This is a genomic window from Skermanella stibiiresistens SB22 (genome assembly GCF_000576635.1).
GTDB classification, from domain to species: domain Bacteria; phylum Pseudomonadota; class Alphaproteobacteria; order Azospirillales; family Azospirillaceae; genus Skermanella; species Skermanella stibiiresistens.
Window position 1 is genome coordinate 181,544 of record NZ_AVFL01000011.1, and the last position, 13,995, is coordinate 195,538.

Here is a 13,995-nt window from a genome sequence, read left to right on the forward strand (position 1 = left end):
GCGACACCATGCTGAACCGTCCCAAGCAGGATCGGCAACCGCGCGACTGGGTGCGCGTCAAACCGGGCGAGAAGGCGGCGGCCGTTCCGGAAAAGCCGGAATACGACGATGATCGCCTGCTCAAGCTGCTGCAATCCTCCAAGCGGGAATTGCAAGGGCTGCGCTTGGTCCATCTGCATTTGTCTCTGCTCCAGGACAAGAACTATGGCGATGTCCACGACATCCGGCGGACGGTCCAGTCGATCGCGGACAATTCGGCTTTTCTTCAGATGTTCAACCTGTCGAATGGCGACGCGCTCATCCTGTACAAAGGGATCAAGTTCTCGACGATCACGGAGGCCTGCCAGAAGATCGAGACGATGATGCTGGCCCGGACGAAGCTGACCGGGCCGAATCCCTACCGGGAAAACTCGCTTTATTCGATCATGGAGTTGTCGCTCAACTTCGCGACGATCATCCGCTTCATCGAAGGGCTGGCGCAGCAGGCGGGTGGCGCGGATGGGTCCGCCAAGGCCGCGACGAAGGAGCCGATCAGCCTGGAGGAACTGGCCAAGATCGAGCGGCAGATGGGCAATTTCGACCTGTCGCCGTTCATGCTGAACCAGCCGATCGTCGATATCCGGGATGATCAGAACAACCGGCGCGAATATTTCGAGATATACATCGCCGTGAAGAACCTCGAGGACCGCCTCAGTCCCGAATTCGACCTGACCGCCAATCGCTGGCTGTTCAATTATTTCACCGCCAGCTTGGACCAAGCGGTTTTGAAATCACTCAACCACGGTGTCGACTTCATCCGCGGCCACAAGATCGGCCTGAACGTCAATCTCAGCACGATCATGTCGGCGGCTTTCGTCAGGTTCGACGAGCGGTTGAGCATGGACTTGCGCGGCAATGTCGTGCTGGAGATCAACAAGGTCGATCTGGTCGAGAACATCGACACCTACAAGGAGGTCGTGGAGTTCGCCAGGAACCGCGGCTATTCGATCTGCATCGATGGCATCACGCCCATGTGGGTCGAGCACATGGACCTGGAATACATGGCCTGCGACTACGCCAAGATGTTCTGGAGCAACGAGCTTCAAGACATGGACGAGGCGGAGCAGGAAAAGTTCGGCGCCAAGATCCGCGAGCAGGAGAACTGCCGGTTCATCCTGGGACGGTGCAGCGGCGTCACGGCATTGCTGTTCGCCCGAAAGCACGGCATCCATCTGGTGCAGGGCCGCATGGTGGACAACATCCTGAGAAAGGGCGTCCGGCTGTCAGACGCCCTGAATACGGCCAACGTGCTGGAAACCGACGATTGAGCACCGCGCCGGCCCACCCACCACCCGTTTTCAGAACCTCATCCACGCCATGGCGGCGCCCGTCGCCACGACCGCCGCGGCGAGGCAGGACAGGGCGATCCACACCCGCTTGTCCGCGCTGGCGGCCGGCCGTTGCTTGAGGCTGACGTTCAGGTCATGCAGGCTCTCGTCGATCCTCAACAGGAACACCTCGATCCCGCTGACCTGACGCTGAAGCTCCTCCTGTGCCGCGACGATGCCATCGATCCGCGCGTCGTTCCGCTGGTCGTTGGCGGGAGCCGCCTGACCCTGCTTCAGCAGCTCGCGCAGTCCGCGCAGGACCGTCTGCTGATTGCGCTGCGTCGCGTCCATCAGCGCCGACAGGCGGAGCAGGACCGGGCCGATGACGTTCTCCGCCACGGTTTCCACATCGGACGGCATCCGGAGCGGCGCCATGTCACCGGTGACCGGTGACCGCGCCAGGGCGATGGGCGTCTCACCCTCCGCCAGTTCCAGCGCCAGTTCGAAGGAGTGGCAGCCGTCGCCGACGCCGTTGGCCTTGAGGTCGTCCCGCGGCTGGTTGGCGAACACGGTGGTGACCAGCCGATCTCCGACCCTGATCTCCACCTCCAGGTGATCGCTCGGCCGGGCTCGGTCCCAGGCCCAGCCGTAGAGCTTGCCACCGGTGATCGCGTCGATGCGGCCCTCGATATCGGCGGGTTGGGGGGCGAGTGTTTGGAGCGCTGCGGACATCACTTGTTTCCCGTGCTTCGAAACGAGAACGGCATGGCGCCAGGGATCGGTCCCGGTGCCATGCCATGCTCGGTATTGCGGAATGCTCCCTTTATCGGGCCATTCCCATCATCACGCCACTTGAAGTTGCCGCGGGCGGGCGACGCCGTGGTGCATCTTGTGATCGATGAAGTTCTCGTCCAGGAACGCCCGCATGTCGCGGAACCGCTGGTAGTAGGTGCGGTTGAAACGCTCGAACTTCGCTTGGTCCCAGTACTCCTCCAGCACGAACGGCTTCTGCGAGAAGACGTCATAGCAGGGAATCGCGAAGGTCTCGGCGAACTCGACCGTCCGGCTGTCATAGCTGAAGTAGATCGACGGCGTGCGGTTGGCCAAGGCCATCAGGTTGCCGTGCAGGCGGTAGCCCAGGACCATATCCTTGGAGCGGACGAGCGCCTCGTAGTCGGCGACGACGTCGGAGTACCAGAGCTTGGTCTTGTAAAGCTCCTCCATCTCCTCGTCCAGGAACCACTTGCCGATCCAGCCATTGTTCTTCAGCTCGGCCAAGGCGTGGGCCTTCTGCTCGTCGGTGCCCCAAAGCATCTTCTTCTCTTCGACCTCGCCCTGCATCATCATGACGATGTCGAACCGACGGGCCATTTCCTTGACCACGTCGCGATGGCGGGTCAGGTAGGTCTCGATGTTCTGGGCGTAGGCGGCCGAAACCTCGCGGCGCATGGTGAAGCCGACGTTCTTGACTTGGTCCAGCGGCGGCAGGTCGATGCGCAGGTCGGGATCGTTGTTGCGGAACGCGGTCGGGCAGCCGACGATGCGGACATTCTTGATGCCCAGATCCCACAGCACTTCCGCGGTGTAGGTGCCGCGCACGCCGAGCGAGGCCGACTTGTCGGCTATGATATTCCAGATCCGCTTGCTCTGTTCGGATAGCTGGAGCTTGCCCTCCACCGGCGCCTGCGCTCCGACGCCGAAGGCGAGGATCGGAATCTTCAGCTTGGGCAGGACCTGTTCGGCGTTCTCCCACTCCATGTGGCTGTGGATATAGTTGGAGCCACGCAGGAAAACATAGTCGTATTCGGCGTTGTAGCGCTCGACGTCGCCGGGCTTGACGTTGCGGATCGTGAGGACGTCGAGCTTGTCGTAGTTCAGCAGCTTCAGGGACGAGTCGAAGACGAACGCGTCACCGATGTTGTGATAGTGATCGATGTGCTTCTGAACCTGCTGGTACTCGTACCAACGGACGCAGTCGTGATTATAGACTTCGCCCGACGGGATCATGACGAGGATTTTGGCCAAGGGATTCTCCTGGGTACGGGATGGTCAGGGTAGCTAGGAAAGGTTGAAAAATGTTAAAGCGGCTGGGCGACGGCCCGGTCGAGGACTTGGGTCCCCTGTGCCGATACCGCCCGCGCGGATGTTTCCTCGCTGGCTTTTCCGGCCAAGAGCGCGTCGAACACCTCCGAGTGCCGGCGGGCGCATTCCCGCCGATCGATCGGACGCTTGATGCGGGCGCGGAGCCGGTCCCACAGGTCGGGAGTGCGCAGCACGTCGGTCAGGCGGTCGACCAGATCCTCGACGCTGGCATTGCGGAAGTGCAAGCCATCGACGTTGTGGGTGACCTTCTCGGCCATGCCGCCGATGTTGCTGGCGATGATCGGGCGGCCGTGTAGGAAAGCCTCCTGGATCACGACCGGAGAGTTCTCCCACCAGATCGACGGGATGATCAGCCAGTCGACGTCCTTCATCAGGCTGGGCAGCTCCGACGACCGGTAGCTGCCATAGAAGCGGACGCGGTTGCCGGCCTTCTCGGTCAACTCGTTGAACTTCTTCTGGAAGGCCTCGGGCTGGCGCTCCAGGTTGCCGCCGAAGATCATCAGGGCGCTGTCGTCGCCCCAGTCCTTCTCCGACACGCGCGAGACCGCCTCGACCAGCACGTGCAGGCCCTTGAACTCGGTCACCTGGCCGAAGAAGCCGAAGCGGTTGCGGCGGCCGGCCTTGGGCAGCGGGCGTGGCGGCACGATGTCCTCGACGGTCAGTCCGTTCTCGATCATGCGGAACTTCTCGCGCGGCAGGCCCCATTCGACATAGCGGTCGATCAGGAACTCGCTCGGGCTGATATAGTAGTCCGCCATCTCCAGGAAGGTCTTGAGGAAGGCCTCGCGCTTGAAGAACTGGCTTTCCGGAATGTGCGGAAAGCAATTGGTGCATTCCGCCGGCGACGACTTGTAGCACAGCGTGTTGCGGCTGGTCTTTACCATCTGCCCATGGTGGTGGCAGATCGACAGATACTCGTGGAAGGTCACCACGATCGGCACGCGCGGCAGCGCCTGCTTCAGCGCGAAGATGGTCTCGACCCCCAATCCCAGGAAGTGGTGGAAGTTGATCACATCCGGCTGCAGGTCGACCACATAGCGGACGAAATCCTGGCGCAGCCCCGGCAGGTTCTTGTTTGAGCAGCGGAAGTGGTCGTAGTCGTTGGCGTAGTAGAGGATCTCGCGCTCCTTCTGGCGAAGGCTCATCAGGGCGCTGTCCTTGTGCCGGTTGACCGGCGGGCCGACCCGGGCGAGATAGAAGCTTTCCCAGCCCGGCAGGTCGTGGATGCCGTTGAACAGGTTGTAGGACGCCACCTCGGCTCCGCCCAGCGAGAAGGTCGGGTGGCCGTGGCTGATGATCAGGACGCGCTTGTCCCTTGCGGTGGAGCCCTTCGGAGCGGGTTCCTTTTTCGCGACGTCCTTCTTCGCGAGTTCCTTGCCGGTCATCGGTCAACGCTCCCCTGGGCTTGAGTGGCGGTGGAGTGGGAGGAAACGAGGCGGGGCCACTTGCGCTCGAAGCCCCAGCGATCGACCAGCCCACCGGTCTGGAGCCAGTATTCCTGGGCCTGCTCGCGCGGGGTCTCGTCCAGGGCGATCAGTTCCACCGTCGGCAGCCACAGGCAGACATGTCCGGCGGCCCGCAGCTTCAGGCAGAAGTCGACGCTCTTGAAGTCGGAGCCGACGAAGTCGCGGCTGAACCCGCCGGTCTCCAGATAGAGGGCTTTCGGAATCAGCGCGCAATCGGTGGTCGCCGCCTGGACGGTCGCGATCTCGCGGCCCCTCAGCCAGTCGCGCGAATAGCCCGCGTATTGCGACACCGTCGCCTCCGAGCTGATCCGCTGGATGCCGGCGAACCGGATCGAGTAGTCCTCGTACAGCAGCGTCGGGCTGACCATGCCGGGCTTGCCGCAGGTCTTGTAGGCCCATTCCAGCTTCGACAGCCAGCCGGCCGAGGTGGGCAGGACGGACGGCGACAGCAGCAGCAGCATATCCGAGCTGGCGTGACGCACACCGGCGTCCATCGCCTGGAAGGCGTCGTGGGCGTGCGGGCAGGGGATCAGTTTGATCGACAGGTCGTAGAACTCGGCGAACCGGCGGAGCGAGGGCGCCAGCCGCTCGTGGGCCGAGGCGCCGGCGGCGATCACGATCTCCACCCCGTCGAAATCGCGGTCGACCGCCAGCTTCGCCAGCGTCACGTCGATGTCGTCGCGGGCGTCCGCCACCGGGATCACGACCGACAGGCGCGGCGCCGTCAGCGGCGCTCCCATCACATAGGACTGGACGTTGATCTCCGACGCGACCGGCAGGCGTCCGGCGGCTTGGACCAGCGGGCCGATGTGGCGGGAGACGATGGTCTCGGCGGCCGGGTCGTTCAGATTGATGGTGGACAGCAGGCGGCGGAGCGCGGGGGCTCCCGCCTTCGAGGTCGGCACCGGGATGAAGGCGCAAACGTCGTCGGTCAGCGACAGTTCGAGATAGCGTTCAGACTGGTCGGCCGACGCGGCGGGTTCCGGGACGAAGGCGAGGAAACCGTGGGAGTCCTGTCCAGGCGTGATCTTACCGGCGAACAGCCCGTCCTTGGCGAAGGCCTCGCTGACGTCGCGGCGGCTGGTCCTGCACCAATCCTGGTCGATCCGGGCCGAGACGCCGATGCCTTTCAGCATGATCGACATGACGTGGTGGTCGGGGTCGAGCACCCAGCCTGTCACCAGGGTGCCGGCGCCGGGCACCCGGACGGCGGTGTCCAGGCCGACGCGGACCGGCAGTTCCAGACGGCTGACCGTCTCGAAGCCCTCGTACTGGGCGTTCGACAGCCGCTTCAGGGTCCGTAGGACGGCGGGCTCGCCGGTCAGGGTCGGCAGCATGGCGCGCAAGTGGGGCACCGCGCTCTGGTCGTTCAGAAGCGTGCGATTTTCGAAGATCTCGAGATAGCACCAGCCCTTGGCGGCCTTGTAGTAGATCCGGCGGATCGCCGGCAGGTCGACCGTGTCGGCGCCATGCATGACGCCCAGCACGCCGCGCGCGGTGGAGGGCAGGTCGGACCGCTCGAAGCTGCCGATGGTGCCTTGGAAGGTGGCGCAGCCATCCGTCTCGATGATCAGGTCGCGCTCACCGGCGGCGAGGTTGAACGACCAACCCTGGACCAGCGCCCCCAGGCTTGGCATGCGGCCGAAGATCTCGGCGAAGCCGTCCGGCTGCGCCATCGCCTGGAGGAAGGCCAGCATCAACCGGGTCACCCGCTCCGACGGGCCGGGATCCTTGGCGGCGTTCCTCGACAGGGTCGCGTGCAGGAAGTCGAACACGACCGGCATCGCTTCCGGCAGGTCCTCCTTCAGGGTGGACAGCAGCGTCCAGGGGTTGATTTTGATGTTCTGGATCGCCGGGATCGCGTAGCGGGAGCTGCGGTCGGCGCCGGTGATCGACAGCCGCTGGGGCCGGATCTGCGCGATGTTGTCGAACCGCAGCAGCGCCACGAACCACTGGGAAACCTCGTCCCGATGCCAGAACCGGGCGTCGTAGGTGCCGGCGTTGTCGGCGCCGTCGGAGAAGCTGGCCGTCCCGGAGGTCGGCAGCGCGCGGTCGATCCAGCCGAACAGCAGCAGCGTCTTCTCGTCGACCAGCACCGCGATCTGGATATCGGCCTTGGGATTGATCTCTTTCATCGTCTGGAACTCCGCGGAGCGGCGGCTGGCGCCAGCCCGTCGTAGAGACGGCGGTGATCGGCGGCGCTGTCGGCCACCGTCGATACCGGCGTGATATTGGATGACAGGCGGTCCCACAGGGCGGGTTCGGCCATCGCCTCGCGCATCGCGCGCGCCAGATCGGCGGCGTCGCCTGTGCGGAAATGCAGGCCGTCATGATGGTCGGTGACCGCCTCGGCCATGCCGCCGATGTCGCTGCAAATCACGGGACGGCCCTGCTGGAACGCCTCCTGGATCACCAGCGGCGCGTTCTCCCACCAGATCGACGGGGTGATCACCCAATCGACCGCGCCGAGCAGGCGGGCCATCTCCTCGCGGCGATAGGCCCCGTGGCGGATCACCCGGGCGCCGGCGTCCTTGGCCAGCCCATCGACCTCGGCCTTGAAGGCGTCGCTCTGGAACGGCATGCCGCCATGGACGTGGAGTATGAAATCGGCGTCGTCGGCGGCCAGCGACTTGGCCGCCTCCAGCGCCACCCGGATGCCCTTGTAAGGGCTCAGGTTGCCGAAATAACCGAACACGTTGGCATGGCGGCTGCGGGGCCGTATGGTCTCCGGCGTCACCGGACGACCATTGCGAACCACCGTGATCCTGTCCGCCGGCAGGCCCCAGGCGATGTAGCGCTCGCGGAGGAAATGGCTGGGCGCCACGAACTGGTCGACCATAGACAGCATGCCCTTGAGGTGCTTCTCCCGCAGGACGAACTTGTCGGGCGTGCGCTCGGGGAAGCATCGGTGGCAGGCGTCGGGCGAGGCGCCGCCGCACAGCCGGTTGCCGTCGGTCGTGACCATCTGGCCGTCATTGGCGCAGATCGGATAGTAGTCATGCAAGGTGTAGACGATCCGGGCGTGGGGCACGACGCGCCGGATCAGGAACAGCATCTCGACACCCAACAGCAGTGTGTGGTGGATGTGGACGATATCCGGCCGGAACGTTTGCAGCAGGGTCGACAGATCGGGAACGATGCCGTGCAGGTCGATCTGGCTTTGATAGAAACGGTCGAAGTGTCCGGCCCACAGCACCAACTCGTCCGAGCTGCGGCCGACCGTCTGAAAGTTGGTTCCCGGCTTCTGGTCGCGGTGGACCTTGTTGGTGCAGGCCAGGAACATCGCCTCGATACCGCCCTCATCCTTCATGTGGCGGAACAGGTCGTGGGCGAAGATCTCCGTTCCGCCAGGGTGGAAGCTGGGATGGTTGTGGCAGATGAACAGGACGCGCGGCGCGCGCGCGGAGCGCGATTTCGGAGCCGTCATGGCAGGGGCGCCTTCTCGAGCACCAGCAGGTCCTGATAGCTGACGGCGTTGGGTCGGCCGCACCAGGTGCCGTAGACGATCGGCTTGGCCGGCTTCAGCCCGACCGAGGCGAACATGTCGAGCAGGAATTTCTCGTCATGGGCGACGGCGGCCGATGGGATCTCCGGGTTGGCCAGCCAGGTCGGGCCATCCTCGTCCGGCTTGAAGTCCAGGCGGCGGTCGCCGGCGCGCAGACCCTCGCGGGCGCTGTCGTTCATCAGGAACAGGCTGAGGAAGCAGCGTCCACCGGACCGCAGCAGCCGGCTGATGTCCCAAGCGTAGGCCAGGGTCTCGGCCGCCTGGAGATGGGTCAGGACGGAGGTCAGCAGGACGAAATCGAAGCTCTGATCGGCGAAGGGCAGGGTGACGGCCGTCGACTCGATCCGACCCGCCGGATTGTACAGGTCGTTCGCCACGTCCATGTGATGGAACCGGAACGTCGGATACACCGGGGTGATGTTCTGGCCGCACCACGTGATGCCGTCGGCCACCACGTCCATTCCGTCATAGGTGCCATCGGATAGGTATTGGGTCAGCGGCAGGGCCATGCGGCCGATGCCGCAGCCGATCTCCAGCACCCGGTCGGTCGGGCGCAGATCGCCCAGCTTGACGAAGTGTCGGAGGAACTCGGCGCCGATCGCTCGGAAGTCACCGTCGCCGACGAAGATGTTCTCCGATGGCGGCACCGGCATGAAGCGGTTGCGGGCGATGTGCTCGCACAGCGCGTCGAGCCGCTGCGCGTCGCGCGCGTCCTGGCGGACCAGCAGCTTGATGACGCGCTGGTTGGCGGGCACGGCCGAGGAGACTGGCGATGAATTCGCCGGTGACACGGTCGGGGAAATGGCCGAGGAAATGGGCTGGGGCGTGCTCATGCTGCCGAAATCTTTCTATCGCGGTTGCGGCGCCGGGGTGAAAGGGCGGTTGGCGGATCGGCCGGCCAATCCCGGCCCATCAGGTCCTCCATCAGGCCGGACCAGCGGCCCGCGTGGAGCCAGGCGTTGTATTCGGAGGCGACGCCGCGGGTGTAGCCGGCATGGCGGCTGATCGATTGGCGTTCCAGGTGGTACAGCTCGACGGCCGGCACGTAGCGGATCGACCGGCCCGACGCCCGGATCTTCAGGCACAAGTCCGAGTCCTCGTAGTCGCCGATGATGTAGTCGGTGGTGAAGCCGCCGACCTCGTCGAACACGGCGCGTGGCATCAGCAGGCAGGCTCCCGTGACGCCCGGAACGGCGCGGGGCGCCAGGGCTGGCGCGAAGTCTCGCGGCATTCCCTTGTGGTAATGCTGGTTGATCCAGCGGCCCCGGAAGTCGCGGCCGAAATAGAGGCCGGCGTGCTGGAGCGAGTCGTCCTCGAACAGCAGCTTGGGGCCGATGCCACCGATCTCTGGCGACGCCTCCAGCGCCGCCATCAGCACCGGCAGCCAGCCGGGCTTGTCGGGGATCACGTCGGAGTTCAGGAACAGCAGGTTCCGTCCGCGCGCGACCGCGGCGCCGGCGTTGTTGGCGGTCGAGTAGCCATGGTTGGCGGCGTTGACCACGAGGGTCAGCGGCAGGCCGTACAGGCCGAACAAGCCGTGCAGATAGTGCTTCAGTTCTTCCCGCTGCTCGGGGCTGTCGAGCACCAGGATGATCTCCGCGCCGCCCGTTCCATCACTCCCCAAGCCCCCCATCGCCCGGTCGATCGCGAAGGCACCGAGCTGGAAGCGGAGGAATTCCAGGTTCTTGTACAGGGGGATCACGACCGAGACGGCGGGGTCCACGACCGGAGTGCCATGGCGGACGACTTCCGGCGCCGGAAGATTGGCCATCATGGCGGCGTGGATCGGCGCCACCGCCGGCGCGACGCAGCTTTCCAAGGCGGCCTGGGTCACGAAGGCCGGCGGCATGGCGCCGAGCACGGCGGCGCGGACATCGGCCGGGTTGAGCGGGCGGGGCGGCGGCACGATGTCGATCCTGCCGCCCGAGCGCAGCAGCAGTTCGCAACGGTATTGCAACGCCGGCGCCGGCTCGGGCGAGCCTGGAACGAAGGTCGCGAAGCCGGCTTGGGCGTTGGACTTGTAGATCGCGGCCACATCGTCGCGCGGAAAGCGGTGGGGCAGGCTGGAAGTGATCCGCTGGTCGCCGAAGGGCGAGGTGACCCGGATCGACTCGATCATGTCATGGGGATCGTGCAGCCAGCCGGCCAGGAACAGCCCACCATCGCCGGTCGAGACGGCGACGTCGATGTCGCCGCCGACCGCGCGGTCCGGCGCGGCGACATGGCGGCGTGGCAGCGGCATCAGCACCTGAAGCTCGCGTAGCGCCGCCGCCGCCTGCGGCTCGTCGGTGGCGCGGACCGCCAGCGCCCGCATCAGGTGATCGCGAAGCGATTGCGGGCATGGCTTCCGCCGCTCCAGCCATTCCAGCAGGGTCGGGATCTCGGCCACCGTGGGAGCGACGGTGCGGCAGGCGAGCCCCGTGCGGCCAAGCAGCACCACCAGCGTCTCGGAACCACAGAGCGCCCTGTCCATCACGAGGTGGAGCGGCAGGCGGCCCCGCTTGTCCGGCACCGTGCCGATCGCCGGCGAGACCTCCAGCCGGCGCATGCCGCTGGGGGTCAGCACGACGGTCGCCATGATCTCGCCGAAACCGCCCGAGACACCGCCCTCGCACAGCGCCAGCTGGCGGGTCGGGGCGCAGCGCACCGTCAGGGACGAGGGGGTGGGCGATAGTTCCAGGATCAGCCGGCGGCAGAGCTGGGCGAATCGGTGGTCGTTCTGCAGGCTGAAGGCGCCCCGGCAGAAATCCAGCAGCAGGCGGACGACCCGCAGGCGGGCGCCACCGTCCAACCCGCTCATCAGCAGGGCCGCGTCGAAATCGGTCAGGCTGGATGGAAAGGCCGTAGCGACCGGACACGCCGCCTCGTCCCGCAGGGTGATCGTCCGGGATCCGGCCGGACAGCGCAGCACCGCGATGGTTCGCTCGCCGCCCCAACCGGTCGGAACCGTCAGCAGGGTATAGGGCCGCGGGGCCTCGACGCCGTCCACGGACGGGACGATGCGCCGCGAGACGCCGACCGTCGCGGTCTCCCATACCGCCATCACGAAATCGCCGCCGACACCATGCAGGCGGGCGGTGGGAACGAGGGCGTCGCCGGGAGGCGCTAGGCTGGTGGTCGGGGACATCGGCATCCGTGTCGGTTCGGGTCGGGGAGAAAGGGTCGCTTGGACGTGATCCGACGGCGGTCCGGAGACCGCCGCCAGCTGGCGCTTAGCTGATCACGAAGAAGGCGTTGGGGTTGTTCTGGACGTCCTGGGCGTTGACGTTCATCAGGGTGACGGTATCGCCATTGCCCAAGTCGATGACCGCGTTGCCGCCGACATCCAGGACGCGGGCCGCCACATCGTTGGCGCTGCCGATGTCGAGGCCGTTGATGTTGCGGGCGATCTGGAGGATGTCGTCGCCCTGGCGGAAGTCCATCACGACGTCCTGACCACCACCGCCCGCGAAGACGAAGGTGTCGTTGCCGGCACCGCCGAACAGCGTGTCGTTGCCGGCGTCGCCGTGGATGATGTCGTTTCCGGCACCGCCATAGATCACATCGTCGCCGGCGCCGCCGTACAGCACGTCGTTCCCGGCGTCGCCGCGGATGATGTCGTTACCGGTGCCGCCGAAGATGACGTCGTTGCCGGAGCCGCCGGACAGCGTGTCGTTGCCGGCGCCGCCGTCGATCACGTCGTTGCCGCCATCACCGGAGATGACGTCGTTGCCTTCGCCGCCGTTGATCACGTCTTCGCCGGCACCGCCGGACAGGGTGTCGTTGCCGTCGCCGCCAAGGATGACATCGTTGCCGGCACCACCGGAGATGATGTCGTCGCCCTCGCCACCGTTCAGGATGTCGTTGCCGGCGCCGCCGAGCAGGATGTCATTGCCGGCACCACCGAACAGGATGTCGTTGCCGGCGCCGCCGTCGAGCAGGTCATTGCCTTCGCCGCCGAACAGCATATCCGCGCCGGCTCCGCCGAGGAGCTGATCGTCGCCGCCTTCGCCCATGAGAATGTCGTTGCCGCCACCACCGAAGATCACGTCCGCGCTGGAAGTGCCGGTCAGGTAGTCGTCGTATGAACCACCGGGAAGGGTTGCCATTTCTATGCCTCCAGTAAAGGGATCAGCGAAGCGTCGTTTCCGTTTCTCGCACAGAAGGAAACTAGCGTCCGAAACATTAATCAGAAGTTAAATGCTGATAAGAAAATGGTGCATCGCAAACACTATAATATACATCTGAAAACATCAAGTGTAGAACCCTTAAAACGGATGTCTATTATTTTGAAACGCGAATTCAAAAGTTGGAGATTTGTTTCGAAAATCGAAATAAATACGCGAGCCTCGCCGCCGGGCCTCGATGCGCGGGATCAAGCCGTCGCGGCGAGTTCCAGTTCCGCCACCTCCGCCATCCCGACGCTGCCGGCGAGATGCCGGATCAGTTGGAGATGACGGGGCAGCAGGTCGGCCAGCGCGTAGCGTTCCAGCACCCGGCGCCGAGCCGCCGCCCGCATCCCCTCCGCGGCGCGCCGCTGGTCGAGCCCGCGGATGACCTTGGCCGCGATGTCGTCGGGCGAGAAGAAATCGGCCAGCAGGCCATTGACGCCATGATCCATCACCTCGCGGACGGCGGCGTTGTCGGCGGCCACCACCATGCAGCCGGTCGACTGCGACTCGAGCAGCGACCACGACAGGACGAACGGAACGGTCAGGTAGACGTGGACGTCGCTGGCGCGCAGCATGTCGCGGTAGAGGGGGTAGGCGAGGGGGCCGACGAAATGCAGGCGGGAGAGATCCAGCCCAGGCAACTCCTCAAGCATCATCCGCTTATAGGTCTGGCCCGGCGGCGGTAGCCGGCTGTACGACACGCTATCGTCGCCACCGACGATGATGTGCAGGTCGGGCCGCCGCCTCAGCAGGATGTCGGCGGCGCGCATGAACTGCGGAAAGCCCCTGTAAGGCTCCATTCCGCGGGTGGCGTAGGTCACGACCTCCTTGGCGCCGGACAGGTCGAGGCCGGGTAGGATCATGGGGGCCTCGGGGTCGGGCGAGAAGAAATCGGTGTCGATCCCGTCATGCATCAAGGTCAGCTTGTTCTGGAACGCCGCTGGGAACTGTCCGCGTTGGAACACGGTCGGGCAGAGCCCCCAGTCGCAATTCGCCAACTCCATCTGGATCGCGGCGTTGCGGCTTCGGATTCGGCAAGCATCGTCGGCGCCGACGGGACCATTCAAGTAATCCGCGTCGCTGCCCTTGGCGTTGTAGAACCACTCGAAGTACCCGAGCAGCGGCGTGTCCGGGAAGATGTCCTTGATGTACAGGCCCGGCCCAAACCCCGCGTGGGCGCAAACCAGATCGGGCGTGAAGCCCTCCCGCTTCAACTTGTCGCACAGGCGGTAGACCGCCTGACCGTGCAGGACGGCGTCCTCGAACGCCCGGACGTAATGGTGGGTTCCGGGGGCCGGCCCTCGGGCGGGCGTGAAGACCCGCTTGTCGACGCCCGGGATCGATCCGGAGGGGTCCTTGGTGATGAAGACGACCTGGTTGCGCGGGTCGGCGGCCAGCGCCGCCGCCACATGCTGGTAGTGGCCGGGAAAGTGATTGTGGACGAAGAGTATCCGCATGGTTCG

10 protein-coding genes are annotated in these 13,995 nt (G+C 65.3%); 1 reads left to right on the forward strand and 9 read right to left on the reverse strand.

Annotated elements, in window-relative coordinates; translation table 11 throughout:
* Positions 1–8 precede the first annotated feature (8 nt).
* Positions 9–1,307 carry an EAL domain-containing protein gene (locus N825_RS16700; RefSeq protein WP_037454111.1) on the forward strand — a complete coding sequence of 433 codons (1,299 nt, stop codon included), beginning with the start codon at positions 9–11 and terminating at the stop codon, positions 1,305–1,307.
* A gap of 30 nt (positions 1,308–1,337) precedes the next feature.
* Here N825_RS16700 and N825_RS16705 read toward each other — a convergent pair whose 3' ends face one another.
* The 9 genes from N825_RS16705 to N825_RS16745 all read right to left on the reverse strand — a co-directional run bounded on the left by N825_RS16705 (position 1,338) and on the right by N825_RS16745 (position 13,989).
* Positions 1,338–2,039 carry a hypothetical protein gene (locus N825_RS16705; protein WP_037454114.1) on the reverse strand — a complete coding sequence of 234 codons (702 nt, stop codon included), beginning with the start codon at positions 2,037–2,039 and terminating at the stop codon, positions 1,338–1,340.
* 111 nt (positions 2,040–2,150) lie between these two features.
* Positions 2,151–3,332 (reverse strand): polysaccharide pyruvyl transferase family protein, encoded by a 1,182-nt coding sequence (locus N825_RS16710; RefSeq protein WP_037454116.1) that lies wholly within the window; start codon positions 3,330–3,332, stop codon positions 2,151–2,153.
* Between the two features lie 53 nt (positions 3,333–3,385).
* Positions 3,386–4,795, reverse strand: a complete 1,410-nt coding sequence (locus N825_RS16715) for a glycosyltransferase family 4 protein (RefSeq protein WP_084164794.1) — start codon at positions 4,793–4,795, stop codon at positions 3,386–3,388.
* On the reverse strand, positions 4,792–7,011 hold the full coding sequence (locus N825_RS16720) for a glycosyltransferase family 2 protein (RefSeq protein WP_051512472.1): 2,220 nt from the start codon (positions 7,009–7,011) through the stop codon (positions 4,792–4,794). Before N825_RS16720 ends, N825_RS16715 begins: the two co-directional genes overlap by 4 nt.
* Positions 7,008–8,303, reverse strand: coding sequence for a glycosyltransferase family 4 protein (locus N825_RS16725; RefSeq protein ID WP_037454118.1), 1,296 nt, complete (start codon positions 8,301–8,303; stop codon positions 7,008–7,010). The genes N825_RS16720 and N825_RS16725 overlap by 4 nt, the downstream gene beginning before the upstream one ends.
* Complete coding sequence (locus N825_RS16730) at positions 8,300–9,214, reverse strand: class I SAM-dependent methyltransferase (protein WP_084164795.1); 915 nt, start codon at positions 9,212–9,214, stop codon at positions 8,300–8,302. Before N825_RS16730 ends, N825_RS16725 begins: the two co-directional genes overlap by 4 nt.
* Positions 9,211–11,508 (reverse strand): glycosyltransferase, encoded by a 2,298-nt coding sequence (locus tag N825_RS16735; protein ID WP_051512482.1) that lies wholly within the window; start codon positions 11,506–11,508, stop codon positions 9,211–9,213. Before N825_RS16735 ends, N825_RS16730 begins: the two co-directional genes overlap by 4 nt.
* 85 nt (positions 11,509–11,593) lie before the next feature.
* Complete coding sequence (locus N825_RS16740; protein ID WP_084164796.1) at positions 11,594–12,469, reverse strand: calcium-binding protein; 876 nt, start codon at positions 12,467–12,469, stop codon at positions 11,594–11,596.
* A 266-nt stretch (positions 12,470–12,735) separates the two neighbouring features.
* Positions 12,736–13,989, reverse strand: a complete 1,254-nt coding sequence (locus N825_RS16745) for a glycosyltransferase family 4 protein (protein ID WP_037454312.1) — start codon at positions 13,987–13,989, stop codon at positions 12,736–12,738.
* Positions 13,990–13,995: the final 6 nt, after the last annotated feature.

Coding starts and splice junctions, on each gene's coding strand:
- N825_RS16700 (WP_037454111.1), top strand. CDS start 9: ATGCTGAACCGTCCCAAGCAGGATCGGCAACCGCGCGACTGGGTGCGC.
- N825_RS16715 (WP_084164794.1), bottom strand. CDS start 4,795: ATGACCGGCAAGGAACTCGCGAAGAAGGACGTCGCGAAAAAGGAACCC.
- N825_RS16705 (WP_037454114.1), bottom strand. CDS start 2,039: ATGTCCGCAGCGCTCCAAACACTCGCCCCCCAACCCGCCGATATCGAG.
- N825_RS16720 (WP_051512472.1), bottom strand. CDS start 7,011: ATGAAAGAGATCAATCCCAAGGCCGATATCCAGATCGCGGTGCTGGTC.
- N825_RS16740 (WP_084164796.1), bottom strand. CDS start 12,469: ATGGCAACCCTTCCCGGTGGTTCATACGACGACTACCTGACCGGCACT.
- N825_RS16745 (WP_037454312.1), bottom strand. CDS start 13,989: ATGCGGATACTCTTCGTCCACAATCACTTTCCCGGCCACTACCAGCAT.
- N825_RS16735 (WP_051512482.1), bottom strand. CDS start 11,508: ATGTCCCCGACCACCAGCCTAGCGCCTCCCGGCGACGCCCTCGTTCCC.
- N825_RS16730 (WP_084164795.1), bottom strand. CDS start 9,214: ATGAGCACGCCCCAGCCCATTTCCTCGGCCATTTCCCCGACCGTGTCA.
- N825_RS16725 (WP_037454118.1), bottom strand. CDS start 8,303: ATGACGGCTCCGAAATCGCGCTCCGCGCGCGCGCCGCGCGTCCTGTTC.